This window comes from Micromonospora lupini (genome assembly GCF_026342015.1).
GTDB classification, from domain to species: Bacteria; Actinomycetota; Actinomycetes; order Mycobacteriales; family Micromonosporaceae; genus Micromonospora; species Micromonospora lupini_B.
In genome coordinates this window covers 238,438-263,447 of the sequence record NZ_JAPENL010000002.1, presented here as the reverse complement: position 1 = coordinate 263,447, position 25,010 = coordinate 238,438, and the positions used below count along the sequence as shown (strand labels likewise).

Annotated in this window: 24 protein-coding genes and 2 pseudogenes; 13 read left to right on the top strand and 13 right to left on the bottom strand. The window is 72.7% G+C overall.

The features are described from left to right. The first annotated feature begins 48 nt into the window (after positions 1 to 48). Entirely contained in the window at positions 49 to 858 is an 810-nt protein-coding gene (locus OOJ91_RS15980; protein WP_266245791.1) for an Fpg/Nei family DNA glycosylase, read from the top strand. A gap of 176 nt (positions 859 to 1,034) precedes the next feature. Here OOJ91_RS15980 and OOJ91_RS15975 read toward each other — a convergent pair whose 3' ends face one another. Then, positions 1,035 to 1,901, bottom strand: coding sequence for an aminoglycoside phosphotransferase family protein (locus OOJ91_RS15975; protein WP_266245790.1), 867 nt, complete (start codon positions 1,899 to 1,901; stop codon positions 1,035 to 1,037). Positions 1,902 to 1,977: 76 nt separating this feature from the next. Here OOJ91_RS15975 and OOJ91_RS15970 point away from each other — a divergent pair, with 76 nt between their 5' ends. The 3 genes from OOJ91_RS15970 (at position 1,978) to OOJ91_RS15960 (ending at position 4,922) form a co-directional block, all read left to right on the top strand. Next, positions 1,978 to 2,403: a nucleoside deaminase gene (locus tag OOJ91_RS15970; RefSeq protein ID WP_266245789.1), complete on the top strand. Its 426-nt coding sequence runs from the start codon at positions 1,978 to 1,980 to the stop codon at positions 2,401 to 2,403. A gap of 303 nt (positions 2,404 to 2,706) precedes the next feature. Further along, entirely contained in the window at positions 2,707 to 3,972 is a 1,266-nt protein-coding gene (locus OOJ91_RS15965) for an AGE family epimerase/isomerase (RefSeq protein WP_323178483.1), read from the top strand. Further along, on the top strand, positions 3,969 to 4,922 hold the full coding sequence (locus tag OOJ91_RS15960; protein ID WP_266245788.1) for a carbohydrate kinase family protein: 954 nt from the start codon (positions 3,969 to 3,971) through the stop codon (positions 4,920 to 4,922). Before OOJ91_RS15965 ends, OOJ91_RS15960 begins: the two co-directional genes overlap by 4 nt. Positions 4,923 to 4,968: 46 nt before the next feature. Here the strand turns inward: OOJ91_RS15960 and OOJ91_RS15955 are convergent, their stop codons facing one another. From OOJ91_RS15955 to OOJ91_RS15945, 3 genes are all read right to left on the bottom strand, one after another. Continuing rightward, on the bottom strand, positions 4,969 to 5,943 hold the full coding sequence (locus tag OOJ91_RS15955) for a LacI family DNA-binding transcriptional regulator (protein WP_266249726.1): 975 nt from the start codon (positions 5,941 to 5,943) through the stop codon (positions 4,969 to 4,971). 72 nt (positions 5,944 to 6,015) lie between these two features. Further along, positions 6,016 to 7,395: an FAD-dependent oxidoreductase gene (locus tag OOJ91_RS15950; RefSeq protein ID WP_266245787.1), complete on the bottom strand. Its 1,380-nt coding sequence runs from the start codon at positions 7,393 to 7,395 to the stop codon at positions 6,016 to 6,018. 24 nt (positions 7,396 to 7,419) lie between these two features. Continuing rightward, complete coding sequence (locus OOJ91_RS15945; RefSeq protein WP_266245786.1) at positions 7,420 to 8,556, bottom strand: carboxylate-amine ligase; 1,137 nt, start codon at positions 8,554 to 8,556, stop codon at positions 7,420 to 7,422. A gap of 205 nt (positions 8,557 to 8,761) precedes the next feature. Between OOJ91_RS15945 and OOJ91_RS15940 the strand changes: the two genes are divergently transcribed. Then, positions 8,762 to 9,055 (top strand): DUF6412 domain-containing protein, encoded by a 294-nt coding sequence (locus OOJ91_RS15940; RefSeq protein ID WP_266245785.1) that lies wholly within the window; start codon positions 8,762 to 8,764, stop codon positions 9,053 to 9,055. 99 nt (positions 9,056 to 9,154) lie between these two features. After that, the gene (locus OOJ91_RS15935) at positions 9,155 to 9,898 is read left to right on the top strand and encodes a YidC/Oxa1 family membrane protein insertase (protein ID WP_266245784.1); all 744 of its coding nucleotides are present in this window, start codon (positions 9,155 to 9,157) and stop codon (positions 9,896 to 9,898) included. 12 nt (positions 9,899 to 9,910) lie between these two features. Here the strand turns inward: OOJ91_RS15935 and OOJ91_RS15930 are convergent, their stop codons facing one another. Next, positions 9,911 to 10,582, bottom strand: a complete 672-nt coding sequence (locus OOJ91_RS15930) for a DedA family protein (protein ID WP_266245783.1) — start codon at positions 10,580 to 10,582, stop codon at positions 9,911 to 9,913. 120 nt (positions 10,583 to 10,702) lie between these two features. Further along, positions 10,703 to 11,317, bottom strand: coding sequence for a DUF1349 domain-containing protein (locus tag OOJ91_RS15925; protein WP_266245782.1), 615 nt, complete (start codon positions 11,315 to 11,317; stop codon positions 10,703 to 10,705). 78 nt (positions 11,318 to 11,395) lie between these two features. Between OOJ91_RS15925 and OOJ91_RS15920 the strand changes: the two genes are divergently transcribed. Beyond that, entirely contained in the window at positions 11,396 to 13,048 is a 1,653-nt protein-coding gene (locus tag OOJ91_RS15920; RefSeq protein WP_266245781.1) for an alpha-amylase family protein, read from the top strand. A 43-nt stretch (positions 13,049 to 13,091) separates the two neighbouring features. Further along, positions 13,092 to 13,850, top strand: coding sequence for a 3-oxoacyl-ACP reductase FabG (gene fabG / locus OOJ91_RS15915; RefSeq protein ID WP_266245780.1), 759 nt, complete (start codon positions 13,092 to 13,094; stop codon positions 13,848 to 13,850). Positions 13,851 to 13,873: 23 nt separating this feature from the next. Here the strand turns inward: fabG and OOJ91_RS15910 are convergent, their stop codons facing one another. Together OOJ91_RS15910 and OOJ91_RS15905 are read right to left on the bottom strand one after the other, a co-directional pair. Next, positions 13,874 to 14,290 (bottom strand): hypothetical protein, encoded by a 417-nt coding sequence (locus OOJ91_RS15910; RefSeq protein WP_266245779.1) that lies wholly within the window; start codon positions 14,288 to 14,290, stop codon positions 13,874 to 13,876. Beyond that, a complete protein-coding gene (locus OOJ91_RS15905) occupies positions 14,283 to 14,675 on the bottom strand; it encodes a hypothetical protein (RefSeq protein WP_266245778.1) in 393 nt (130 codons plus the stop codon). The genes OOJ91_RS15910 and OOJ91_RS15905 overlap by 8 nt, the downstream gene beginning before the upstream one ends. Positions 14,676 to 15,182: 507 nt before the next feature. On the opposite strand from OOJ91_RS15905, the gene OOJ91_RS15900 reads away from it, so the two are divergent. Both OOJ91_RS15900 and erm read left to right on the top strand, forming a co-directional pair. After that, positions 15,183 to 16,085, top strand: a complete 903-nt coding sequence (locus OOJ91_RS15900) for a Gfo/Idh/MocA family protein (protein WP_266245777.1) — start codon at positions 15,183 to 15,185, stop codon at positions 16,083 to 16,085. A 532-nt stretch (positions 16,086 to 16,617) separates the two neighbouring features. Further along, positions 16,618 to 17,415 carry an ErmE/ErmH/ErmO/ErmR family 23S rRNA (adenine(2058)-N(6))-methyltransferase gene (erm, locus tag OOJ91_RS15895; protein WP_266245776.1) on the top strand — a complete coding sequence of 266 codons (798 nt, stop codon included), beginning with the start codon at positions 16,618 to 16,620 and terminating at the stop codon, positions 17,413 to 17,415. Between the two features lie 8 nt (positions 17,416 to 17,423). On the opposite strand, the gene OOJ91_RS15890 is transcribed toward erm, so the two are convergent. Then, on the bottom strand, positions 17,424 to 17,615 hold the full coding sequence (locus OOJ91_RS15890; RefSeq protein ID WP_266245775.1) for a DUF2795 domain-containing protein: 192 nt from the start codon (positions 17,613 to 17,615) through the stop codon (positions 17,424 to 17,426). Positions 17,616 to 17,715: 100 nt separating this feature from the next. Between OOJ91_RS15890 and OOJ91_RS15885 the strand changes: the two genes are divergently transcribed. Next, a complete protein-coding gene (locus OOJ91_RS15885) occupies positions 17,716 to 18,972 on the top strand; it encodes an erythromycin esterase family protein (protein ID WP_266249724.1) in 1,257 nt (418 codons plus the stop codon). 58 nt (positions 18,973 to 19,030) lie between these two features. Here the strand turns inward: OOJ91_RS15885 and OOJ91_RS34605 are convergent. The 4 genes and pseudogenes from OOJ91_RS34605 to OOJ91_RS15870 form a co-directional block, all read right to left on the bottom strand. Next, positions 19,031 to 20,152, bottom strand: a pseudogene (locus OOJ91_RS34605) (MMPL family transporter); the annotation flags it as partial. Between the two features lie 125 nt (positions 20,153 to 20,277). Next, a pseudogene (locus OOJ91_RS34600) lies at positions 20,278 to 21,283 on the bottom strand (MMPL family transporter); the annotation flags it as partial. 35 nt (positions 21,284 to 21,318) lie between these two features. Continuing rightward, positions 21,319 to 21,870: a TetR/AcrR family transcriptional regulator gene (locus tag OOJ91_RS15875; protein WP_266245773.1), complete on the bottom strand. Its 552-nt coding sequence runs from the start codon at positions 21,868 to 21,870 to the stop codon at positions 21,319 to 21,321. 101 nt (positions 21,871 to 21,971) lie between these two features. Next, positions 21,972 to 22,406: a winged helix-turn-helix transcriptional regulator gene (locus tag OOJ91_RS15870; protein WP_266249721.1), complete on the bottom strand. Its 435-nt coding sequence runs from the start codon at positions 22,404 to 22,406 to the stop codon at positions 21,972 to 21,974. A gap of 75 nt (positions 22,407 to 22,481) precedes the next feature. Between OOJ91_RS15870 and OOJ91_RS15865 the strand changes: the two genes are divergently transcribed. Together OOJ91_RS15865 and OOJ91_RS15860 are read left to right on the top strand one after the other, a co-directional pair. Then, positions 22,482 to 23,969, top strand: coding sequence for an MFS transporter (locus tag OOJ91_RS15865; protein WP_266245772.1), 1,488 nt, complete (start codon positions 22,482 to 22,484; stop codon positions 23,967 to 23,969). Between the two features lie 31 nt (positions 23,970 to 24,000). Further along, a complete protein-coding gene (locus OOJ91_RS15860; RefSeq protein WP_266245771.1) occupies positions 24,001 to 24,960 on the top strand; it encodes a DNA polymerase domain-containing protein in 960 nt (319 codons plus the stop codon). Positions 24,961 to 25,010 lie beyond the last annotated feature (50 nt).

The following is a 25,010-nucleotide window of genomic DNA, read 5'->3' as shown; positions in this document are numbered from 1 at the left end:
GCCGCAGCGCGGCGCACCCAGCCGCCGCGCTGGCTATCCTTGGCACCCGTGCCAGAGGGACACACGATTCATCGCCTGGCGGCCCGGCACGCCGAGCTGTTCGCCGGGGACAAGCTGCACGCCGCCAGCCCGCAGGGCCGCTTCGCCGAGGGGGCCGCCCGCCTCTCCGGCACCGTCCTGGAGAGCACCGAGGCGTACGGCAAGCATCTCCTGCACCACTACGCCGACGAGTTGACCCTGCACGTGCACCTCGGCCTGTACGGAAAGTTCACCGACGGGCCGGGGACGCCGCCCGATCCGGTCGGCCAGCTCCGGCTGCGGCTGGCCAGTGACAGGCACTGGCTCGACCTGCGCGGGCCCACCGCCTGCGAACTGTTCACCCCGCCCGAGGTCAGCGCCCTGCGCGAGCGCCTCGGACCGGACCCGCTGCGCGCCGACGCCGACCCCGAGCGGGCGTACGCCCGGATCTCCCGCAGCCCGACGCCCCTCGCGGCGCTGCTGCTGGACCAGTCGGTGGTGGCCGGCACGGGGCTGATCTTCGTGACCGAGGCGCTCTTCCGTGCCGGGCTGCCGCCGACCATGCCGGGCCGAGGGCTGACCCGAGTCGGCTGGGACGCGCTCTGGGCCGACCTGGTCGAGTTGATGCGCCTCGCTCTGCGGCAGGGGCGGATCGACACGGTCCGCGCCGTGCACCTGCCGGAGGCGATGGGTCGGCCGCCGCGGGTCGACCGCCACGGCGGCGAGGTGTACGTCTACCGCCGCGCCGGAGGGCTCTGCCACGTCTGCGGCACCGAGGTCAGCCGAGGCGAGCTGGCCGGCCGCAACCTCTACTGGTGCCGCACCTGCCAACCCGCCTGAACCGCCGCCCGCCGCCCGCCGCCGCCCGCCGCCGCCGCCCGCCGCCGCCCGCCGCCGCCCGCCGCCGCCTGCTCCCGTGGGCATGATCGTGCTCGATCCAGGATGTAGTGGCCTGTCGGAGCGCGGAGGCCACTACATCCTGGATCGAGCGCGATCATCGGCGCAATGCCGGAGGTTCACTCGCCGTCGAGCAGCCAGCGGACGGTCTCGATCTGGTGCGGGAAGACGACGTCCCCGTCGATGCTCCAGGCCATGGTGTGGCCGATCGTCCAACCCCGTACCCGCTCGGTGTCCAGCCCCAGCTCGGTGCTGAGCCGGTCGAGCCGGTGCCGGACGGCGGCCGGCGAGTGCCCCAGCTCCTGACCGCGCACGAGCGGCACGACCGAGAACTCCCGTTCGCCGCTCAGTGGCTTCGGGTCGATCACCAGCCATGGCTCGCGGTCGGCGGCGAGCACGTTGCCGGCGTGCATGTCCTGGTTGACGAGCACCTGCTCGCCCTGGCTCGATGCCAGGTCGACGAGCAGGCTGCACGCCGCGTCGAGCAGTCGCCGCTCGTACGGCCGGCCGGTCCGTTCCCAGCTTCGGGGGATGCGGTCGAGCCAGCCGGCCGCCTCCGCGGCGAGCGGGGTGAACGGTGCGCCGGCCGGCCGCCAGAGCCGGGGCAGCACGTCGATCGCCGCGTCCAGTGCCCGGTCCGTCGGCAGCTCGTACAGCGGTGTGCCGGGTCGGCAGCGTTCCACGAGCAGGGCGTGCCGTTGCGGGTCGTGCGCGAGCAGCCGGATTGCGCCGTCGCCGTCCCAGTGGGCCAGCGCGTGGGCCTCGTGCTGGCTGTCCTCGGCCGGGAACTGGAGCTTGAGCACCGCCGCCGTGCCGTCGGGCAGGTCGGCGGGGAGCGCGAGGGAGGCGTACGCGTACCGGAAGGGCGGGCCCAGTCGCAGCGACCACCCCTCGGCGCACTCCGCAAGCAACCTCGGGAGCGTGGCCAGCCAGGCCCGGCCGCCCGCTGACCCTCGTATCCAGGCAAGTCCCTCAGGCAGATCCATCCGGTCATCCTGGGGCCTTGCCCGTGTCGAGTCGACAGTGTTCGCGTGCCAGGTCCACTGTGGCTAGCGTGGACTCATGACCCCTGAGGACGAGACGTTTCTCCGCCGCGCCGTCGACATCGCCAGCCGGGCCGGTGCCGCGGGCGAACGGCCGTTCGGCTCGTTGCTTGTCGGCGCGGACGGCGTCGTCCTGATCGAGGACCACAACACGGTGGTCTCGGATTCGGACATCACCGCCCACCCGGAGCTGAAGCTGGCGCGCTGGGCTGCCCGGCAACTCTCCCCGGAGGCGGCCGCCGGCACCACGATGTTCACGAGCTGCCAGCCCTGCCCGATGTGCGCGACCGCGATCGACAGGTCCGGCCTCGGCCGGGTGGTGTACGCCCTGTCCGGCGAGCAGTTCGAGGAGGTCAAGCCGGCCACCCCGCCGCTGCCTCCGGTCCGCTACGAGGGGCCGGCGCTGTTCGAGGATGCACGTCGGCCGATCGACGACTACTACTGAGCGGGGCCCGTGGTGCGGCGTGCCGGGCAGGGACCACCGACGCCGAGGACGCTGAGTGGTCGCTCAGCCAGGCGGGTGTGACGCAGGCGCAATTGACAGTCGGCCGGCCGTCGGAGCAGGGTTGAGACCTGACAACGATGTCAACGGGCGAGGCGGGAGGAATCGTACACATGATCCTCTTGCTCTTACCCGGCGCGACAGGCCGGTTTACGGTGTCCCGTTGGCGGGTTTCCCGACGCGAACCCGGTCCGTCCGCCGATTCTGGCCGTATGCCCCTTTCCTACCCGACGGTGACCAGCTGAGATGACCGACCTGCCCCGACCCGACGCCGCCACGACCCCCGCTCCCGCAGGGTCGCCCGACCTGCCCGACCTGGACGGGTTCCTCGCCGACCAGACCCGCACGCTGCTCGACACGGCCCGCCGCGCGGTCCGCCCCGAGGGCGGGTTCTGGTGGCTCACCGACGACCGCACCCCGGACCGTGGCGAGCCTCTCCACACCTGGATCACCTGCCGGATGACGCACGTGGCAGCGCTCGCCCACTCCGGCGGCGACCCGGATGCCGCCGCCCTCGTCGACCACGGCGTCGCCGCGCTCAGCACGCTGCTGCGCGACGACAGGTTCGGCGGCTGGTTCGGCGGAGTGGACCAGCAGGGCACACCTACCGACGAGCGCAAGGCCGGCTACGACCACGCGTTCGTGCTGCTCGCCGCGTCCAGCGCCACCCGGGCCGGGCGACCCGGCGCCGACCGCCTGCTCGCCGACGTGCTGACAGTCGTGCGGGACCGGTTCTGGGACGACGACGCCGGCGCGGTCCGCGAATCGTGGAACCGGGACTGGACGGTCACCGAGGACTACCGAGGCGCGAACAGCAGCATGCACATGGTCGAGGCGTTCCTCGCCGCTGCCGCCGCCACCGGCGACGCGAGCTGGACCGACCGGGCCCTGCGGATCGCCACCCACCTGGTGCACACCGAGGCCGCCCGGCACGACTGGCGACTGCCCGAGCACTTCACCGCCGACTGGACGCCACTGCTCGACTACAACCGGGACCAGCCCGCCGACCCGTTCCGGCCGTACGGCTCGACGATGGGCCACTGGCTGGAATGGGCCCGGCTGCTGCTGGAGTTGGAGGCGGTCCTGCAGCAGCCACCGGGCTGGCTGGTCGCCGACGCCCGTACCCTGTTCGCCGCCGCCGTGCGGCGCGGCTGGGCTGTCGACGGCGCCGACGGCTTCGTCTACACGATCGACTGGGACGACCGGCCGGTGGTGCGCTCCCGGATGCACTGGGTGCTCGCCGAGGCCATCGGCGCGGCGATCACCCTGCACCGTCGCACCGGCGACGCGGTCTACGCCGACTGGTACCGGGTCTTCTGGGCGTACGCGCGCCGCTACCTCATCGACGGCACCGGCTGGCGGCACGAGCTGGACGCGGAGAACCTGCCCGCCGACACGGTCTGGCACGGCCGGCCGGACGTCTACCACGCGTACCAGGCGGTGCTGCTGTCCCGCTCGGCCGACGGGCTCGGTGGCCCCGGTCCGCTCGCCCCGGGCACGGTGACCGCATGATCGTGGTCGCGGGTGAGGCCCTCATCGACCTGGTGGTCACCGCCGACGGGCAGCGGGCCGTGCCGGGTGGCTCCCCGGCGAACGTGGCGGTCACCCTGGCACGGCTCGACAAGCCGGTACGGCTGCTGGCCCGGCTCGGCCCCGACGGGTACGGCCGGCAGATCGCCGAGCACCTGACGGCCAACCGGGTGGACCTGCGGTGGGCGGTCCACGCCGAGGAGCCCACCTCGGTCGCGGTGGCCACCCTGAACGCGGCCGGGCAGGCCAGCTACGAGTTCCGGCTCGACGGCACGGCGGACTGGCAGTGGACCCCGCAGGAGCTGCCCGAGCTGGCCGGATCGTCGGCGACGGCCCTGCACACCGGGTCGCTCGCGCTCGCGCTCGCGCCCGGCGCGCACGTGCTGGAGGGTCTGCTCTCCCGCGAACGCGACCGCGACGGGTTGACCATCTCGATCGACCTCAACCTACGCCCGAGCATCGTCACGGACCGGGCCGCGGAGCAGGTGCGGGCACGCCGGCAGATCCGCCTCGCGCACCTGGTCAAGGCCAGCGACGAGGACCTGGCCTGGCTCTACCCGGACCGCTCGGTGGGCGACGTGCTTGCCGAGTGGCGCGAGGCCGGGGTGGCCTGCGGAGTGGTCACCCGGGGCGGCGAGGGCGCGTTGCTGCTCGCCCCGAACGGCGCGCTGCACGAACAAAAGGCGGTACGCACCACGGTTGTCGACACCGTCGGCGCCGGCGACTCGTTCACGGGTGGCCTGCTGGCCGCGCTGGCCGACGTCGACGCGCTCGGTGACCGGCCGGCCGACCGGCTCGCGGCGGTGACCGAGCAGCAGTGGAGCACTGTGCTGCGCCAGGCCGCGACTGTCGCGGCGCTGACCTGCGCCCACCGGGGCGCCGACCCACCCCGAAAGCCGGAGGTAGACGCCCTCCTCGCCGTCGCGGGCTAAACCCTTGCCGGGTCGATCAACTCCATGATCGACCCGGGCGAGGGGGTCAGGGGCGTGTCAGGCCGCGGCGGAGGAGGCGGGTCGGGAGCACTGTGGTCGACGGCGGGGAGTCGTCGCCGGCTATGCGGTGGAACAGGCGCTCCGTCGCTACCCGGGCCAGCTCCCGCGTGTCGTACCCGACGACCCGCAACGGCCGGGGCATCAGGTGGGCCAGCTCGAAGTCGTCGAAGCCGACCAACGCCGCGTCGCTGCCCCGCCGGTGCAGCTCGGCGAGAGCGCCGACGGTGAGCCTGTTGTTGCCGCAGAAGAACGCGGTGGGCGGGTCCGGAAGGTCGAGCAGCGCGGCGACAGCCCGACCGGCGTCCTCGGGAGCGATCAGGCGGTCGCGGACCAGTGCGTCGTCCGGCTCGACCCCGGCCGCCGCCAGCGCGGCCCGCGCGCCGACCAGCCGCTCACGCATGGTGGGGACGCTCGGCGCGCCGAGCAGGAGACCCACCCGCAGGTGCCCCTCGTCGAGCAGCGCGCCGACCCCGGCCTGGCCGCCACCGCGGTTGTCCAGCAGCACGGCATCCGCGAGCAGCCCCTGCGGTGGCCGGTCCAGGAAGACCACAGGCATGCCCAGCTCGACCTCGCGGCGCAGGAACGAGTGGTCGTCACCGGCCGGCACCACAAGCAGCCCGTCGACCCGGCGCTGGGTGAAGTCCTGGAGGACGGCGCGTTCGCGCTCCGGGTCCTCCTCGGAGGAGGCGGTGATCAACATGGTGCCGTGCGCGGCGGCGATCTCTGCCGCGACGCTCGCGATGGTGGCGTAGAACGGGTTGGCGATCTCCTCGATCAGCAGCCCGACTGTGGCGTTGAGCTGCCGCGAGCGCAGGTTGCGCGCGATGTCGTTGCGCCGGAAACCCAGCTCGGCGATGGCGGCCAGCACCCGCCCGAGCAGTTCCTGCCCCACCGGCTCGTCGTTGACCACCCGGGAGACCGTCTTCAGGCTGACCCCGGCGTGCCGGGCGACATCGACCATTGTCGGGCGTCGGCGCGCTGCCGACCTGGTCGGAGTCTGGGTCACGGGGTGGTCCTCCACGGCGGACGCGGGTCAGCGGTCGAGAGCGGCCAGCGCGTCGACCGCCTTTCGGGCGGCGATCAGCACCGGATCCCAGACCGGCGCGTACGGCGGAGCGTAGCCGAGGTCCAGCGCGGTCATGTCATCCACCGTCATGCCGTTCCACAGCGCCACGGCCAACGTGTCGATCCGTTTGGCAGCCTCGGACCAGCCGACGATCTGCGCGCCGAGCAGCCGGCCGCTGGGTCGCTCGGCGATCAACTTGACGGTCATCTGCCGCGCGCCCGGGTAGTAGCCGGCCCGGTTGGTCGACTCGGCCACCACCGAGACGAACTCGAAGCCTGCCGCCTCGGCCTCCCGCTCGCGCAGGCCCGTGCGACCCACCTCCAGGTCACAGACCTTGGTCACCGCCGTGCCGATCACGCCCGGGAAGGTCGCGTACCCGCCGCCGATGTTGATTCCGGCCGCCCGGCCCTGCTTGTTGGCGTGCGTGCCCAGCGGCACGTGCACAGGCATTCCGCTGACCCGGTGCAGCGTCTCCACGCAGTCGCCGGCGGCCCAGACCCCGGGCAGTCCCGGCACCCGCAGCCGGCGGTCCACCCGGATGCCACCCGTCGGCCCGATCGGGAAGCCGGCAGCCTTGGCGAGCGCGGTGTTCGGGCGTACGCCCAGACCCAGGACCACGACGTCGGTAGGCATCGGCCCCTCGGCCGTGACCACCGCGGACACCCGGCCGTCCCGCTGCTCCAGGCCGGTCACCGGCAGGCTGGTGCGGATCGTGACGCCGAGGCCGCGCATGGCCTCGGCGACGAGTTCGGCCATGTCGCCGTCCACCGTCGCCATGGGTTGTTCGCCCGCCTCGACAAGGGTCACCGTGAGGCCGCGCTCGATCAGCGCCTCGGCCATCTCGACGCCGATGTACCCGCCACCGATGACCACGGCCCGGCGCGGCTGCGGCTCGGCGTCCAGCCAGGCGCGTAGGGCCGCGCCGTCGTCGAGGGTCTGCATCCCGAACACGCCGCCCGCGTCGGTGTCCGCCCACGGTGGCTGCACCGGCACCGCGCCCGCGGCGTACACCAGGTCGTCGAAGCGCTCGCGGACCTCGCCGCCGCCCTCCAGGTCCCGGGCGACGACCTCGCGGCGTTCCAGGTCGATGGCCGTCACCTCGTGGCGCATCCGCACGTCCATGGCGTACTGCGTGCGGAACGTCTCCGGCGTCCGCGCGATCAACTCCTCGGGGCCGGACACCATCCCGCTGATCCAGTACGGGATGCCGCACGACGAGTACGAGGTGAAGTGACCCCGCTCGAAGACCACGATCTCCAGGTCGTCGCTGCCACGGCGGCGTCGCGCCTGGGACGCCGCCGACATGCCGGCGGCGTCCCCGCCGATGACGATCAGTCGTTGCGCCACGGGATCATCCTGTCACGGGCGCGTTCAGCCGCGGGTCTGTCGCGCCACGTCCTGCACCACGTCGACGAGCCGTCCGGTACGGGCGTACACGGCGCGCTGCCGGGCCGCGCCCGTGCCGTGGCGGCGCAGCCCGCCCAGCAGGTCGGACACCTCCGCCCAGTCGCCGTGCTGCTCCAGCGCCGGCCGCAGCCGCTCCACGAACCCGTCCAGCAGCTCCCAGGCCGGGCGCAGCTCGCCCGTGGTGACGTCGACGCCGTCGCCCTCCAGGCCGTCGTGGGCGGCCCGCCAGTGCGCGCCGACCAGCAGGTGGTGGTCGGTCCGCAGGGCCGGCCGGTCGGCCTCGACGTCGGCGATGGCGGTGGCCACGAGTGCCCGGACCAGCGCGGCGACCAGCACCGCGTCGTCCACCGTCGGGCAGACGTCGCCGATCCGCAGCTCCACGGTCGGGTACTTCGCCGACAGCCGGGCGTACCAGTAGAGCATCCCCTCGTCGAGCATCACCCCGCTGGAGATCAACTGACGGATCAGCCGCTGGTAGTGCTCGTGCGACTCCAACCAGGGCGTCGGCGCCACCGACGGCCAGCGCTCCCACTCCACCGAGCGCCAGCTCGCGTAGCCGGTGTCCTCGCCACGGGAGAACGGCGAGTTGGTGGTGAGGGCGTGCAGCATCGGCAACCACGGCCGGACGTGGTTGAGCACCTGCACGCCGGTCTCCGGATCGGGAATGCCCACGTGCACGTGCATGCCGTTGTTGCCGGGGCCGGGAACGAGCAGCCGGAACCGTTCGATCATCCGGTCGAAGCGGGGCTTGTCGACCACCGGCGGCACCGGGCCGTCCACCGGGCCGGTGCCGATGGCCAGCAGCCGTACGCCGGCCCGCTCGGCCGCGTCGCTCAGCGCCTTACGCAGTACGCCGAGGGAGTGCCGGATCGAGGACAGCTCGAGGCCGGGGGGAGTGCCGATCTCGATCTGGCTGGTCTGGAACTCGCGCTCCACCTGACCGCGCAGTTCCGCCGGCACCTGCTCCAGCACGAGGTCGACGGCGGGCACCGCGGCTCCGGTGTGCGGGTCGACGAGCAGGAACTCCTCCTCGACACCCACGGTGAGCACATCGGTTCCCGCGGTCGTCCCGCTGGATGCCTCCGCCAGCTGGCCCGTCATCGCGACACCACCGTCCGTTTCTGCCTCTCGCGGTCCGTCCGCGTCGGTCGGCCGCATGGTTACCCACAGTGGCAACGCCCGGAAACGTGGAACGGCGCGCGGCCCGCGCGTGTCGGCCACTACTGGCCCGTGTGCGCGTGGCTGAGCCGGTCGGGGCGATCGCGATTCGGCCGGACGGCGCGACAGCGGGTCCTATGCTGAGCCCGTGCCGGTGCCGCTGGGGTTCCTCTGGGTCGCGTGGATGTCCGCGTTCGCCCAGCTCACCATGCTTGCGGACCGCCCGGCCGACCTGCTGGCGGGGGCCGCCCTGACCGCTCTGGTCCTGTTCACCGCGCTGCTCGCCGCGCACGTTGTCGGCCAGGCGGGGGCGCCAGGCGTCGCGCGACGCTGGGCCGGGCTGCGTGCCCGCGCCCGAGGTCGCCGGGTTCCCCGTCAGATCGACCCGGACGCCGCCGGCCGACCTCGCCCCCGCGCGCCCGGACGCCCCTCGGCCGCGTAGCGCCACACCGCCGCGCGGCCGATCCCGCAGTCACCGGTCCTCCGTGCCGGCGGTCGCCGCCGGGGGAGGACCCACCGGAATCGGACCGAGGGGTTTCCCATGCTCGCCTTCGCACCACTGCACAGCGTCGTCGGCGCCGCCGGCACCGCGTTGTCCTGGCTCACCGATCTGCTCGAACCGTTCGCCGATGGCACGGCGACCGTCGCCGCCATCGTGCTGCTCACCATCGCCGTCCGGTTGCTCATCGCGCCGCTGACAGTCGCGCAGGTCCGCGGGGAACGGCGCCGCGCGGCGCTCGCCCCCCAGGTGCGCGATCTCCAGCAGCGGTACGCCGACGACCCGGCGGCCCTCCAGCGCGAGGTGTTCGCGCTCTACCGCTCCGCCGGCGCGAACCCGATCGCCGGCTGCCTTCCGTTGCTGCTCCAGGCGCCGTTCCTGCTGGTGCTGTACCGGCTGTTCGCCACCGACGAGGGCGGCACAGGGCTGCTGGACGAGCGGCTGGCCGGGGTGCCGCTGGGCCACCACGTGAGCGACGGGTTGGCCGGGGCGGCCGGACCGCTCTTCGTCGCCCTGCTGGCCCTGCTGCTGGTGCTTGCCTGGTGGTCGTCGCGCCGGGCCCGCCGGGCGCAGGCGGCGGTCGGCACGGTGGCCGGTACGCCCACCGAGGGCCCGGGTGCCGCCACGCTCGGCCGGCTGCTGCCCCTGCTGCCGTTCACGACAGTGCTTGTGGCGCTGGTGCTGCCGCTCGCGGCGCTGATCTACCTGGTGACGACGACCGCCTGGTCGGCGCTGGAGCAGGCGGTGCTGCGCCGGCCCCAGCAGCCCGTCGCGCTGCCCGGCTGAGCGGAACGCGGTTCAACGACCGGCGGTCACCGACCGCCGGTCGTCGCGCGTGCGACGGCGGCGGATCTTGCGGATCACCCACAGGACCACCATCACGACGAAGACCGCCCCGATGGCGTAGTTGAACCAGTCGCTGTAGCGGGCGACGTCCTGCCAGCGGCTGCCCAGCGCGTAACCGGCACCCACGATGAGGGCGTTCCACACCCCGCTGCCGATCGTGGTGAGGAGGACGAACTCGCCCAGCGGCATCCGGTTGGCGCCGGCCGGGACGGAGACCAGGCTGCGGACCACAGGCACCACCCGGCCGATCAACACCGCCCACCGGCCGTGCCGCTCGAACCAGCGGTCGGCCCTCTCCAGGTCGTCGCGGTCCACCAGCGGGATCCGGTCCAGCCAGCGCTTGAGCCGTTCCTCGCCGAGCGCCGCGCCGAGCCAGTAGAGCACCAGCGCGCCGACCAACGAGCCGGCCGTCGCTGCCAGCACCACGACGAAGACGTTGAACTTGCCCTCGTGGGACAGGAAGCCGGCCAGCGCCAGCACTATCTCGCTGGGGATCGGCGGGACGATGCTCTCCAACGCGACAAGCAGCGCCACGCCTACCGGGCCCATCGCCTCGATCACCGCCGCCACCCACCCGGTCAGGCCCGTGAACTCGGACGGGTCACCAGTCTGGGCGTACGCCATTGGTCGTCCTTCCGAGCCGGCTACCGGGGATCGGAAGGTCATACCCAGCGGTCGGCGTGGCACACCTGCAGGTGAGTCGTGCCACGCCTGCCGGTCAGCCCGTCAGGCGCAGGGGCCGGGTCAGCCCTCCGGGTGCAGCGCGGCGTCGGCCGGGCCCTGCCGCCAGCCGGTGAAGACCACTGTGAGGCCGGCACGTGTCGGCGCACAGCAGAACGGGCCGGCCATGGCCTCGGCCGCCGGATCCATCGGTGCGAGGCGGACCAGTCGCCAGGCCGCGTCCGCGACGCGGGCCCGCACGGTAAGCGCGTCGCCTGCCCGGCTGACCCGCACTGTCACCTCCTGGCCGGCCCACCCCGGGACCGGGGACACCGACCAGTCGGAAAACTCCCGGGTCGCCACCGCGCCGAGCTGGGCCTCGCCGTCGCTCACCTCGACGCCCGCCTTGACCCACGTCGACTCGTCCACCCGGACGAGCACACCGGCCTGGTCGAACTGCGCCGAGAAGTCGAGGAGGAAGCTCACCTCCATGGCGGCGCCGACCGGCAGCGGCGCCAGCAGAGCGGGCCCGTTGTCGTGGACGAAGCCGTAGCTGGTCCGCCGCCAGAAGTCGGTCTCCGCACCGGCCTCGACGACCAGCTCGCCGGCCGGGCCGTCCTCGGCGCGGACCGGTGGGCGCAGCCAGACGCCCCGGGCCCAGTCCAGCGGTTCGCTCGGCGGTACGAGGTCGATCTCCATGACCGGCACGGTAACCAACCTCACCCGGCCCCGCCGCCCGGGTTTGCCGTGGTGATCGACCGGAGATGTTCCTCCGGCATGGGTGACCGTTGGTATTCCGAAGCCGTCGTCTACTGCCTCGACATCGACACGTACGCCGACTCCGACGGCGACGGTGTCGGTGACATCCGTGGGCTGATCGGTCGACTGGACTATCTGGCGCGGCTGGGCGTCACCTGCCTGTGGCTGCACCCGATCCACCCGTCACCCAACCGCGACGACGGCTACGACGTCACCGACTTCTACAACGTGGACCCGCGCTTCGGCACCCTCGGCGACTTCGCCGAGCTGCTGCACCAGGCGGAGAACCGGGGCATCCGCGTGATCATCGACCTGGTGGTCAACCACACCTCCGACGAGCACCCGTGGTTCCAGTCCGCCCGCTCGTCACCTGACTCGCCGTACCGCGACTGGTTCGTCTGGTCCGACACCGAGCCGGACGACAGGCACCAGGGCATGGTCTTCCCCGGTGAGCAGAAGGAGACCTGGAGCTACGACCGGACGGCCAAGGCGTGGTTCTACCACCGGTTCTACAAGTTCCAGCCGGACCTCAACTTCGCCAACCCGCAGGTCCGCGCCGAGGTCAAGAAGATCATGTCGTTCTGGCTCCAGCTCGGGGTCTCCGGTTTCCGGATGGACGCCGTGCCGTTCATCATCGAGCTGACCGAGCCGGGCAACCCGAACTCGCCGAAGGACTTCGAGTTCCTCACCGAGATGCGCCAGCACGTGCAGTGGCGGCGCGGCGACGCCGTCCTGCTCGCCGAGGCGAACGTCGAACCGGACCAACTGCCCACGTTCTTCGGCGACACCAGCGGCTCCGGCAACCGCATCCACATGCTCTTCGACTTCATGCTCAACGGCCGGCTCATGCTCGCCCTGGCCCGGCAGGACCCGGAGTCGCTGATCGAGGCGCTGCGCGACACCCCGAAGCTGCCCGTCGGTGGGCAGTGGGCCACCTTCCTGCGCAACCACGACGAGATCGACCTGTCCCGGTTGACTACCGAACAGCGCAACGAGGTGTACGAGCAGTTCGGCCCGGACGAGACCATGCGCATCTACGACCGGGGCATCCGTCGCCGGCTCGCCCCGATGCTCGGCAACGACCGTCGGCGCATCGAGTTGGCGTACGCCCTGCAGTTCTCGATGCGGGGCACGCCCGTGCTGCGCTACGGCGAGGAGATCGGGATGGGCGAGGACCTGTCGCTGCCCGGTCGGGAGGCGATCCGTACCCCGATGCAGTGGTCGTACAAGCCGAACGCCGGCTTCTCCACGGCGGAGGAGGAGAAGCTGGTCCGCCCGGTGATCGACAAGGGTGAGTTCGGCTACCAGAACGTCAACGTCACCGCCCAGCGCGGCGACCCGAGGTCGCTGCTCGCCTGGTTCGAGCGCATGATCCGGACCCTGCGCGAGGCCCCCGAGATCGGCTCCGGCTCGACCACCCACATCGACGTGGCCATGCCGGCCGGGGTGCTGGCACACCGGGCGGACGGGCCGACCGGGACGATGGTCTTCGTGCACAACCTCGGCACCGACGACGTCGAGGTGGACCTGAGCAGCCTCGAACCGGAGGCCGACCTGCCGATCGACGTGCTCACCGACCGTGGCTACGGCGAGTTGGGCAAGCTCGGCGCGGTGAAGGTCTCCGGGCACGGATACCGGTGGATTCGCCTATGCCGGGGTCCGGGGTTCTGACGTTAAGCTCCTCCGATCGACCCCACGTTACCGGGAGGTAATCATGTCGGAGGAGCCCCGCGTCGCCATCGTCACCGGAGCCGCACGCGGCATCGGCGCGGCCACCGCCCGACGGCTGGCCGCCGACGGGATGGCCGTCGCCGTGGTCGACATCGAGGAGGCCGCCACCAAGGAGACGGTGGACGCCATCGCCGCCGACGGTGGCCGGGCGCTCGGCGTGGGCGCCGACGTCTCCGACCGCGACCAGGTCGAGGCGGCGGTGGCCCGTGTCGCGGCCGAGTTGGGTGCACCCACAGTGCTTGTCAACAACGCCGGCGTGCTCCGCGACAACCTGCTGTTCAAGATGACGAACGCCGACTGGGACACGGTCATGGGGGTGCACCTGCGGGGCGCGTTCCTGTTCAGCCAGGCCGCGCAGCAGCACATGGTGGAGCGCAAGTGGGGGCGGATCGTGAACCTCTCCAGCACCTCCGCGCTGGGCAACCGGGGTCAGGCGAACTACGCGGCGGCCAAGGCGGGCCTGCAGGGCTTCACCAAGACGCTCGCCATCGAACTGGGGCCGTTCGGGGTGACAGTCAACGCGGTCGCGCCGGGCTTCATCGTCACCGACATGACCGCGGCCACCGCCGCCCGCATGAAGGTCGACTTCGAGGATCTCCAGAAGCACGCCGCCGCCGAGATCCCGGTACGCCGCCCGGGTCGTCCGGAGGACGTCGCGCACACCATCTCGTTCCTGACCAGCGAGGGGGCCGGATTCGTCTCCGGTCAGGTCATCTACGTCGCAGGCGGCCCACGGGCCTGACCCGCCACCGCCGCGTCCCCGCTTCAGGCGGGGGCGCGGCGGGTCCGCCAGAGCCAGAACAGGCCGAGCACCGGCAGCACCAGCGGGATGTAGCCGTACCCGCTGCCGAACTGCGACCACACCGTCTCGTCGGGGAACAGGTCCTTGTCGACAACGCTCAGGATGCCCACCGCCACGACCCCGACCAACTCCACCGAGCAGGAGGCCAGCGCCACCCGGCGGCCGGTGTGCCCGGCACCGGCCAGACCCACCGCGGCCACGATGTAGATGAGCGCGGCCAGGGCGGAGAGCAGGTACGCCACCGGGGCCTCGTCGAACTTGGTGGCGATCTGCAGTCCTGCCCGGCTGGTCGCCGCGATGGCGAAGAGCAGGTAGACCGCGATCAGCAGCCGGCCCGGTCCGGCGTTCGTGGCGCGTCGGGTCGGTCGTGTCTCAACCACCGAGGACCTCCCAGGTCTGCTGCAGGCGGACCACCACGACCGGCGCGACCAGGCACACCGCGCAGACGATCGCCGATCCCCAGCGGGTCGGCTCCATCCGGGCCAGCACCCAGGCCAGCGGTGGCAGGCAGACAAGCGTGGCCAGGTAACCGTAGAACGCGCCGGGCTCGCCCGGCCGGTCCCCGCCACCGACAGCGACCAGGGCCAGCACCCCCAAGGCGAGCAGCGCCAACTCCAGTACGGCCAGACCGCTGAACTGCACCCGGTCCGGCGGCCGGTGGCGTACCGCCGCGACCAGCGCCCACACGGCGACGAGCAGTGACAGCACTATCGACGCCGTCGCGAGCAGCCCGTCCACCGGCGAGTCGGCCGCCGCGCTCGTCATCGGCCCCACCCGGTCGTTGCCTCAATCACCGGCACAGCCTACTAACCGTCGTAGTAAGCGGCTGACCTGCCTCGCCGCGCCCGCCGCCGGCCGAGGTGCACACGCCCCCTGTAGAGCCGCCCCCACGAATGGAGCAACCCCCCGGGCCCGCCCTGCCCGCTTTGCCCGCCCTGCCCGCCCTGCCCGCCCAGCCCGCCCTGATCGTGCTCGATCCAGGAAAGAGTGGCTTCGACTGCGCTTGAGGCCACTGTTTCCTGGATCGAGCACGATCAAGCGGCACGGATGGCCTGCCTGCCGACAGCCGCGATCCACGGCCTCGCGATCGACGATCCGGGGCGGCGGCCCGCGGCGGCCCGTGACCGGCGGCCTTGGGACGTGCCGTCCGTTGCTCGCGGGGGTGTCAGGCTGCTTGTGGTTGGCGACCCGCCGCCGGTGACCCTGGTGGGGCGACTAGCGTGGATCGCGTCCGTGGCGTTGTCACGGTGCGGGGAAAAAGCGGAGGTACACGTGCTGCGGTTCGGTTTGTTCGGCACCGGTCACTGGGCGATCGAGACGCACGGTAAGGCGCTGCACGCACATCCGGACGCGGAGCTGGTCGGCGTGTGGGGACGTAACCCGGAGCGCGCGTCGGCGCTTGCCGAGCGGTACGGGGTGCCGGCGTACGCTGACGTCGACGCGCTGATCGAGCAGTGTGAGGCGATCGCCGTCGCGCTGCCGCCGGACGTTCAGGCCGACATCGCGGTCCGTGCCGCCGCCGCCGGCCGTCACCTGCTGCTGGACAAGCCGCTGGCGCTGACCGTCGAGGATGCCGACCGGGTGGTCGCCGCCGCCGAGGCGTCCGGGGTCGCCTCGGTCGTGTTCTTCACCCAGCGGTTCCAGCCGAACGTCACCGCGTTCCTCGCCGCGACCGCCGCCGCCGGTGGCTGGCAGCACGGCCGCACCACCGCGTTCGCGTCGATCTTCCAGGACGGCAGCCCGTACGGCGGCTCGCTGTGGCGCCGCGAGCACGGCGCGCTCTGGGACATCGCCCCGCACGCGCTCTCCATTCTCCTGCCGGTGCTGGGGCGGGTGACCCAGGTGGCGGCGATGGACGGGCCGAGCGGGATGGTGCACCTGCTGCTCACCCACGACGGCGGTGCCACCAGCAGCGCCTCGCTGTCCCTGGATGCCCCGCGCGAGGCGATGGCCCGGGAGTTCGTGTTCTACGGCGAGAACGGCATCGAGACCGTCCCCTACGGGGAGAACGACGCCGCGACGGCGTTCGGTGTCGCGATCGACCAGCTCGTCGAGCAGGTGCGGACCGGCGCCCGCGACCACCGTTGCGACGTCCGCTTCGGCCGTGAGGTCGTCACGATCCTCGCCGCCGCCGAAACCGCCCGCACAGAATCCCGCACAATCCCCCTCCCGTAACCCCAACCCCACCCCCCAACCCCACCCCCCCAACCCCCACCCTCGTGATCAAGAGGTTTGCGTCACGACGCGCCGTGCGGGATGACCCAAACCTCTTGATCACCGCCGCAAGGCCACGCCTGGGAGGGTGGGTGGGTGGGAGGGGGGGGAGGGGTGGGTGGGTGGGGGCGGGAAATGGGTGGGGAGTTGGGGTGGGGGTCGGTAGGGTGGCCGGCATGATCACGCATGCCCTGATCGAGGGGGTCGGTACGCCGGCCGCCTGGGGTGCCCTGCTGGTGTCCCGTCCGCGCGTCCGGCGTCCGGCCCTGACGGGCTGGGACGTGACCTGCCGCTGATCGGTCCACGTCGCGGTGCGCCGGGGCTGACGCCCCGCCGCCGCTGATCCTTCGCCACGGCGCGAGGCTGTCGCCTCGTCATCGCGTACCCGCGCATCGTCCAGGGCCGTCCGAGTCCCGATCCACTCGGACAGGTCCGGCAATTCCTGCTGCCTGTCCAGCCCGTCGCCGAGTGGCGACAGACAGGACGACGACCCGTGGCGCCCCGCCCGTTTCGATCAACCGAACGCGACAGGTCCCGTCGCGTACTCAGCCAGAACTTCCTCGTCGACCGCGCGGCCGTGCAGCGGGTGGTCCGCGCCGCCGACCCCGATCCGGACGGGCTCCTGCTGGAGGTCGGCGCCGGCCGGGGCCAGCTCACCCGACCGCTCGCGGCCCGGTGCGGGCGGCTGACGGCGTACGAGGTGGACCCGGCCGTCCGCCGCGAGTTGGCCACCGTCTGCGCGGAGCTGTCCAACGTGGAGCACCGGCAGGCGGACTTCCTGGCCGCCGAGCCGCCACCGGAGCCGTTCGCGGTGGTCGGCAACATCCCGTGGTCGCTGACCTCCGCCGTGGTGCGGTGGTGCCTGGCCGCGCCCCGGTTGCGGTCCGCGACCCTGCTCACCCAACTGGAGTACGCGCGCCGACGCAGCGGCGACTACGGCAGGTGGACCCGGCTCACCGTGTCGACGTGGCCGGAGTTCGGGTGGCGGCTGGCGGGGCGGGTGCCGCGCACCGCGTTCCGGCCGGTGCCGGCGGTCGACGCCGGGATCCTGCGCATCGAGCGACGGCCGGAGCCGCTGCTGCCGGTGGCGGCTCTGCCGGCGTACCGAAGGCTCGTGGGGTGGGGTTTCGAGGGTGTCGGCGGTTCGCTCGCCGCGACCCTGCGCCGGCACCACCCGCCGGCCCGTGTCGCGGCCGCTCTGCGCGCGACACGCATCGCGTCGGACACCCCCGTGGGGTACGTCTGGCCGGAGCAGTGGCTTGTGCTGTTCCGGCTGCTGCACGCGCGGTGACCGGCCAGTCACGCGAGCGTGGTCAGCGCCTCGCTCAGGTCGGACGGCGACTCGAACTGTTCGGCCGGCAACGCCCGCAACATCTGCAACATGGCAGTGCTGGCCCCGTTCTCCTGCCCCCAGCGGACGAGGTCCTCGCGGGAGACCGGGTAGTCGAGGCCGGCCAGGTACTCCTGCAACTGCACGCCGGTGACGGTCATGCCGGTCGGCTACCCGTTGGCCGCAGCCGTACACGCGCACGGCGTGTCGGTGGGCGACGCGCCGACGGTTTGCCGGCGCGACCGCCGGGTAGCCGCTGCCATGCTGGTTCAGCGGCTCGGCGCGCCGAGCGATTTCGACCCGTTGCTGGAGCGCGTCCGGGACGCCCGGGTGGTGATGATCGGCGAGTCCACCCACGGCAGCTACGACTACTACCGGCTGCGCGAGCAGCTCACCCGTCGGCTGATCGCGGAGTGCGGCTTCTCGTTCGTGGCGGTGGAGGGCGACTGGCCGGACTGCGACCGGGTGCACCGCTCGGTCACCGCCGCGCCGGGCGGGGCCCCCGATCCACAGACGGCGTTGGAACACTTCGAGCGGTGGCCGACCTGGATGTGGGCGAACGCCGAGGTGGCGCGCTTCTGCCGCTGGCTGCGGGCGTGGAATCTGGAGCGGCCGGAGGACGGGCGGGCCGGTTTCCACGGGCTCGACGTCTACAGCCTCTGGGAGTCGATGCAGGCGATCTTCGACTACCTGGGGGAGGAGGACCCGACCTCGCTGGAGGCGGCGCAGGACGCGTACCGGTGCTTCGAGCCGTACGGCAAGCGGGTCGAGGAGTACGGCGCGGCCAGCCGGTTCGTCTCCGCGCGCTGCGAGGAGGAGGTTGTCAGGCTGCTGGCGCGTACCCGGGAACAGGCCATGTCGGACGGTCCGGACCGCTTCTCGGCCTGGCAGAACGCGGAGGTGGTGGCCGGCGCGGAGCGGTACTACCGGGCGATGGTGGCCGGCGGCCCGGACTCGTGGAACATCCGTGACACCCACATGCAGGACACCCTGGACCGGCTGCTGCAACGCTACGGCCCGGACGCCCGCGGGATCGTCTGGGCGCACAACACGCACGTGGGGGATGCGCGGGCCACCGACATGGCCGCGGACGGCATGGTCAACATTGGTCAGTTGGCCCGCGAGCGGCACGGCGACGACGCGGTGGCGTTGATCGGGTTCGGCACCTACCGGGGCACGGTGATCGCCGCCCCCCGGTGGGGCTCGCCCGCCGAGGCGATTGTGGTGCCGCCGGCGCGGGAGGGTTCTGTGGAACGGCGGTTGCACGAGCTGATGCCGGAGCGGGCGGTGCTCGTTTTCGGCGGCGACGACCAGCCGGACTGGGTCACCGAACCCGCTGATCACCGGGCGATCGGGGTGGTCTACGACCCGTCCTTCGAGTCCTGGGGCAACTACGTGCCGACCCGGCTGGGGGAGCGCTACGACGCCCTCATCTGGTGTGACGAGACGACGGCCCTGCATCCGCTGGCGGTCCCCGCAGTCGCCGGTGAGATGGAGACGTACCCGGCCGGCGTGTGAGTGGTGCCGGAAGGTGCGGCGCCCGAGCGGGCGCCGCACCTTCAGTGGTCGGGACGCGTCAGACCCGGGTGGGGGTCTGGTTCGTCAGGTGGGTACGCAGCCCCTCGCCCTCGATGTCGACGTTCGGCAGGGCGCGGTTGAGCCAGCGGGGCAGCCACCAGGCGCGGTCGCCGAGCAGGGACATCACGGCCGGGACGATTGTCATGCGGACCACGAAGGCGTCGATGGCCACGCCGATGGCGAGCGCGAAGCCCATCGACTTGATCACCGGGTCGTCGAGGAAGACGAAGCCCCCGAACACCGACATCATGATCAGGGCGGCGGCGGTGACCACGCGGGCGCCGTGGCCCATGCCGCTGATCGTGGCCTGCCTGGCGGTCTTCCCGTGTACGAAGTCCTCCCGCATCCGGGACACCAGGAACACCTCGTAGTCCATCGCGAGGCCGAACAGGATGCCGATGAGCAGGATCGGCAGGAAGCTGATCAGCGGGCCGGGCGTGTCCAGGCCGACGAGGTCGGCGAGGTGGCCCTGCTGGAACACCGCCACCGTGATGCCGAACGTGGCGGCGACGGTGAGCAGGAAGCCCAGCGCGGCCTTGACCGGCACCAGCAGCGAGCGGAACACGAGCATCAGCAGCAGCACCGAGAGCCCGACCACAAGCAGCAGGTAGATCGGCAGCGCGTCGGAGAGCTTCTCGGACACGTCGATGCCGATCGCGGTGACGCCGGTGAGCAGCACGTCCGCGTCGCGGATGCCGCTCACCGAGCCGCGGATGTCGTGCACGAGCGTCTCGGTGGCCTCGTCGGTCGGGCCGGTCTTCGGCACCACGCCGAGCAGCGCGGTCCGGCCGTCCGGGCTGAGCTGGGGCGGTGCCACCGCGAGGACGTTGTCGGTGCGCTGGAGCAGCGCGGTGACCTGCGGTACGGCGGCCGAGGTGGCCTGCGGCGAGTCACCGGCGACCACCACAGCGAGCCGGCCGGTGAAGCCCGGTCCGAAGCCCTCGACTGTCAGGTCGTTCGCCACCCGGGCGGGGGAGCCGACGGCGGCCGTCGCGGCGCCCGGCAGGGCCAGCCGCATGTCCGGCGTGGGCAGCGCGAGCAGCCCCAGGCCGAGCAGGCCGACCAGGATGACAGGTACGCGGAACCGGGTGACCAGGCGCGCCCAGCGGAAACCGAACCGGTTCTGCTCGGTGGTGGTGGTCGTCGCGGCCGGCCGGTCGGTGACGTCCGTGTCGTCCTCGTCGGTGGCGGTGCGGTCGGTGACGGCGCCGTCGGTGGCGGCGCCGTCGGTGGGGACGGCGCGTAGCCTGCGCGGGAGCACCCGGCGGCCGGCGAAGCCGAGCAGCGCCGGCTGGAGGGTGATGGCGACGAGCACGGCGACGGTGACCGTGCCGGCGGCGGCGAGACCCATCACGGTGAGGAACGGAATGTCCACCACCGCCAGTCCGGCGAGCGCGATGACCACCGTGGCGCCCGCGAAGACCACTGCGGAGCCGGCGGTACCCACGGCCCGGCCGACGGCCTCGTCCGGGGGCAGGCCGTCGAGCAGGTTCTGCCGGTGCCGGGAGGTGATGAACAGCGAGTAGTCGATGCCCACGGCGAGGCCGAGCATCAGCGCCAGGATCGGCGCCGTGCTGGTCAACTGGACGACACCGCTCAGCGCGAACAGCCCGGCCATGCCGGCGCCCACGCCGATGAGCGCGTTGAGCATTGTCATTCCGGCGGCTACCAGCGAGCCGAAGGTGATGATCAGGACGATCGCGGCGACCACGACACCGAGCGCCTCGGTCGAGCCGATCTCCGGCTCGCCGCCCAGCACCTCGCCGCCCGGGGCGACCTGCCAACCCTGCGCCTTCGCCGCCGCGCCTACCTCTTCGTACGCGGTCTTCTGCTCGTCGGTCACCTCGTCCGCGCCGGTGGCGAACTGGACCTGGACCAGCGCGTACCTGCCGTTGGGCGAGACCGCGCCGACCTGGAGCGGGTTGACCGCGCCGACCACGCCGGGCAGCGTCCCGGCCTGCTGGACCAGCTCCTGCACCACGGCCTGGCCCTGTGGGGTGGCGAGTTGGCCGTCCCCGGGCGCCTTGACCGTGATGGTGCCGGTCGCGCCGCTGGCCGCGGGGAACTGCTCGGCGAGCAGGTCGAGCGCGCGCTGGCTCTCGGTGCCGGGCATGGTGAAGTTGCTCGCCGTCGGGCCGCGCAGGGTGGCGGCGGCCAGGCCGGCGCCGACGAGTACGACGAGCCAGAGCGCGACGACGAGCCGTCGCCGGCGCAACGCGCCCCGGCCGAGCCGGTAGAGCAGGGTGGCCATCAGGAGTCCTTGTCCTCGGTCGTGGGTGGGAGGGGTCAGGGTGCGTCGACGGGTTCGACGGCCCGCCGGACGAGGGCGAGCAGGGCGGCGCGCAGTTCGTCGTCGGGGATGTCGGCGAACTCGGCGCACGCCTCGGAGATGCCGGCCAGCAGCACCAGCGCGGCGATCCGGGCGCCCGGTCGGTCGGAGTGGCCGGCCAACGCGTCCCGTAGCCGGTCGGAGATCTGCTGGATGTGCGCGAACGCCGGCTGGCACAGCAGCTCGGGGAATTCACCGCGCAGCACCGCGATCTCCCGGCGGAAGCGGACCGCGAGGTCGACGAAGCCCTGGGCGGCGACCTCCTGGGCGGCCGCGCCGGTCCGGCCGGTGAGCTGGTCGTCGAGGTCGCGCAGCACGCCGATCGCTGGCGCCATCAGCTCGGCGAGCAGGGCTTCCTTGTTGGCGAAGTGGTAGAGCACGGTGGCCTTGGAGCAGCCGACCTCGCGGGCGATGTCCTGCAACGAGGTGCCCCGGTAGCCGGTCACCGCGAACCGTCGCGCCGCCGCGGCGAGGATCTCACCGTGCGTCTCGGACACCGCTCTGGCCATCACCGGTCCACCTCCGTGAACCAGCATGCCTGACCGATCGGTCAGATCCTGACCGATCGGTCAGACGAACGTGGTGGCGTTCCCCACACCCGGGGTCCGGTTCAACCGGCGTGCTCGGCGTCGTACCTGTTCCGGGCCTCGGTGATGGCCCCGCGGTGCCGTTCGGCCCAACTTGTCAACGCCACAAGCGACTCGTACAGCTCCAGCGCCATCGGCGTGGCCGTGTACTCCACCTTCGGCGGCACTGTCGGATAGACCGTGCGGTGCAGCAGACCGTCGCGCTCCAGGTTGCGCAGGGTCAGGGTGAGCATCCGGCGGCTGATGCCCTCGATGTGCCGCTCCAACTCGGTGAAGCGCACCGGACCGTTCGACGCGGCCACCAGGATGCCGATGCTCCACTTGCCGCCGACCCGGTCCAGCACCTCGCGGACTGTGCACGCCCGGGCCTGCCCGGGGGTGAACGGCACGTTCCCGGCGGCACAGGTGAGCTCCGCCGCGACCTGCGCGGACACATCGCTGTTCCTCTGGGACATCAGAGTGCCTCCTTCCGCTCCGGCTCATGGTCACAGACGATGACGTCGGTAACAAACCGTGCACCAAGGAGGCGTGCGATGGACCGCACCGTCCCGGCCCGCTGGCCGGCCCTGCTCGTGCTCTGCGCCGGCAGCCTGATGATCATCCTGGACGGCAGTGTCGTGTCGGTGGCCCTGCCCTCCGTGCAACGCGACCTCGGCTTCGGCGCCGCCGGACTGGCCTGGGTGGTAAACGCCTACCTGGTGGCGTTCGGCGGGCTGCTGCTGCTCGCCGGCCGCCTCGGCGACCTGCTCGGCAGGCGTCGTGTCTTCCTGGCCGGCGTCGCGCTGTTCACACTGGCCTCGATGGCCTGCGCGGCGGCCACCGGGCCGGCCCTGCTCGTCGGCGCACGGTTCGGCCAGGGCGTCGGCGGCGCGCTCGCCATGGCGGTCAGCCTCGGCATGATCGTCCGGCTCTATCCCGAGCCGGCCGAGCGGGCCCGCGCCATCGCCGTCTTCAGCTTCACCGGGGCGGCCGGCGCGTCGGTCGGCGCGGTCGCCGGCGGACTGCTCACCGAACTGGCCGGCTGGCGGTCGATCTTCCTGGTGAACCTGCCGATCGGGGCGGCGATCCTGCTCACCGCCGTCCGCCAACTCCCCGCCGAACGGGGCATCGGCCTGCGGGCCGGCCTCGACGTGCCCGGCGCCCTGCTGGCCACCGCCGGCCTGATGGCCGCCGTGCTGGGCATCGTGGGGACCGGCGAGCACGGCTGGACCAGCCCGCGGACCCTCGGCGCGGCGGCGCTCGCCGCGCTGCTGCTCGGCGGCTTCGCCGTACGCCAACGGGTGGCGGCGACCCCGCTGCTGCCGGCCCGGGTGCTGCGCGTGCCGGGCCTGGTCGCGGCCAACACCGTGCAGTTCCTCATGGTCGCCGCGTTCTTCGGCTTCCAGTTCCTGCTCGCCGTGGAGCTGCAACTCGTGCTCGGGCTGGACGCGGCGGCCACCGGCTGGGCGTTCCTGCCCACCCCGGTGGTCATCGCGGTGGTCTCGCTCGGCCTGGCCGGTCGGCTGATAGGCCGCTGGGGCGCCCGGACCGTGCTGCTGGCCGGGCTGGGCCTGGCGACCGTCGGTTTCCTGCTGCTCGCCCGGCTGAGCGCCGACGGCGGCTACCTCGGCGACGTACTCCCCGCTCTGGTGATCTTCGGGGTGGCCGGCGGCCTGACCCTGCCGTCGGTCACCACGCTTGCCATGATCGGTGCGACCGACAGCGACGCCGGGCTCGCGTCCGGGCTGGCCAACACCACCCAGCAGGTCGGCGGGGCGGTCGGCCTGGCCGCGCTGGCGACCCTGGCCGCGGCCCGCAGCGACGGCCTACGGGCCGCCGGTCGGGCCGAGGTGGTGGCGCTGGCCGGCGGTTACCGGGTCGCGTACGCCGTGGCCGCCGGACTGGTGCTCGCCGCGTTGCTGGTGGCGCTGGGCACGCTGCCCCGGCACCCGGCCGGCTCGCGGCCCGAGGCCGACGGTCGGCCCGACGTCGACGCGCCTGTCATCGGAATCGTTCCGGGTCGAAGCGCCGCGTCCGGTTGACCGACGACGCCGGGGCCGGGAGGGTGATCGGGTGAGTGAGGCTGACGAGACCCGCGACGGCGTGGCCCTGACCAACCTGGACCAGCCGCTGTCCGACCGTGACGACGCGACAAAGCGCGACCTGGTCGACTACCTCGACGCGGTCCGGGAGCCGCTCATCGGGCAGCTGCGGGACCGGCCGCTGTCGGTGATCCGGGTTCGCCCCGGCCAGCCGCCGTTCATGCAGAAGAACCTGCCCCGCTACACCCCGGACTGGGTCCGCCGGGCGCCGGTCTGGGCCGAGGCGTCACACCGCGAGATCTCGTACGCCCTCTGCGACGACAGGCGCACCCTGCTCTGGTTCGCCAACCAGCGGGCCGTCGAGTACCACCCGACGCTTGCCACGACTGCCGACCTGCACCGACCGACCCACCTGGTGCTCGACCTGGACCCGCCCGAGGGCGACGGGTTCCGCGCGGCCGTCGCCGCCGCCCTGCTGGTCCGGCAGGCGCTCGCCGACGCCGGCCTCGCCGGGGCCGTCAAGACCAGCGGCGCCAAGGGCGTGCACGTCTTCGTCCCGGTGGCGGGTGACCCCACCGCCGAGGAGTTGGCTGCCGCCACCCGGGCGCTCGCCGTCCGCGCCGAGCGGCTCGACCCGGCGCTCGCCACCACGGCGTACATCAAGGAGGACCGGGGTGGGAAGGTCTTCGTGGACGCCACCCGGGCCGGCGGCGCGACGGTCGTGGCCGCGTACAGCCCGCGACTGCGGCCCGGCATGCCGGTCTCCTTCCCGGTCGACTGGTCCGACGTGACCGAGGTGACTCCGGCCGACTTCACCATCCGGACGGTGCCGCCACTGGTCGCCGGGGGCGACCCCTGGGTCGCGCTGATGCCGGCGCCGCAGTCGCTCCCCGCCGACCTGGTCGCGGAGGGCCGGACCATCCCGGTGGCCCGGGTGCAGGCCATGCACGAGGGCAAGCGCCGGGCCCGCGCCCGCCGCGAGGCCGGCTGACGGTACGCGTCAGCGCAGTCAGACTGGGCGCGCGGCCCTGGACGGTCCAA

Bases quoted from the DNA above. Each gene is read 5' to 3' on its own strand.
- OOJ91_RS15920 (WP_266245781.1), top strand. From the start codon at position 11,396: ATGGGTGACCGTTGGTATTCCGAAGCCGTCGTCTACTGCCTCGACATC.
- OOJ91_RS15970 (WP_266245789.1), top strand. From the start codon at position 1,978: ATGACCCCTGAGGACGAGACGTTTCTCCGCCGCGCCGTCGACATCGCC.
- OOJ91_RS15935 (WP_266245784.1), top strand. From the start codon at position 9,155: ATGCTCGCCTTCGCACCACTGCACAGCGTCGTCGGCGCCGCCGGCACC.
- OOJ91_RS15890 (WP_266245775.1), bottom strand. From the start codon at position 17,615: ATGACCGTCACCGGCGTGCAGTTGCAGGAGTACCTGGCCGGCCTCGAC.
- OOJ91_RS15925 (WP_266245782.1), bottom strand. From the start codon at position 11,317: ATGGAGATCGACCTCGTACCGCCGAGCGAACCGCTGGACTGGGCCCGG.
- OOJ91_RS15945 (WP_266245786.1), bottom strand. From the start codon at position 8,556: ATGACGGGCCAGCTGGCGGAGGCATCCAGCGGGACGACCGCGGGAACC.
- fabG (WP_266245780.1), top strand. From the start codon at position 13,092: ATGTCGGAGGAGCCCCGCGTCGCCATCGTCACCGGAGCCGCACGCGGC.
- OOJ91_RS15955 (WP_266249726.1), bottom strand. From the start codon at position 5,943: ATGGTCGATGTCGCCCGGCACGCCGGGGTCAGCCTGAAGACGGTCTCC.
- OOJ91_RS15865 (WP_266245772.1), top strand. From the start codon at position 22,482: ATGGACCGCACCGTCCCGGCCCGCTGGCCGGCCCTGCTCGTGCTCTGC.
- OOJ91_RS15885 (WP_266249724.1), top strand. From the start codon at position 17,716: ATGCTGGTTCAGCGGCTCGGCGCGCCGAGCGATTTCGACCCGTTGCTG.
- OOJ91_RS15960 (WP_266245788.1), top strand. From the start codon at position 3,969: ATGATCGTGGTCGCGGGTGAGGCCCTCATCGACCTGGTGGTCACCGCC.
- OOJ91_RS15930 (WP_266245783.1), bottom strand. From the start codon at position 10,582: ATGGCGTACGCCCAGACTGGTGACCCGTCCGAGTTCACGGGCCTGACC.
- OOJ91_RS15905 (WP_266245778.1), bottom strand. From the start codon at position 14,675: ATGACGAGCGCGGCGGCCGACTCGCCGGTGGACGGGCTGCTCGCGACG.
- OOJ91_RS15975 (WP_266245790.1), bottom strand. From the start codon at position 1,901: ATGGATCTGCCTGAGGGACTTGCCTGGATACGAGGGTCAGCGGGCGGC.
- OOJ91_RS15875 (WP_266245773.1), bottom strand. From the start codon at position 21,870: ATGGCCAGAGCGGTGTCCGAGACGCACGGTGAGATCCTCGCCGCGGCG.
- OOJ91_RS15965 (WP_323178483.1), top strand. From the start codon at position 2,707: ATGACCGACCTGCCCCGACCCGACGCCGCCACGACCCCCGCTCCCGCA.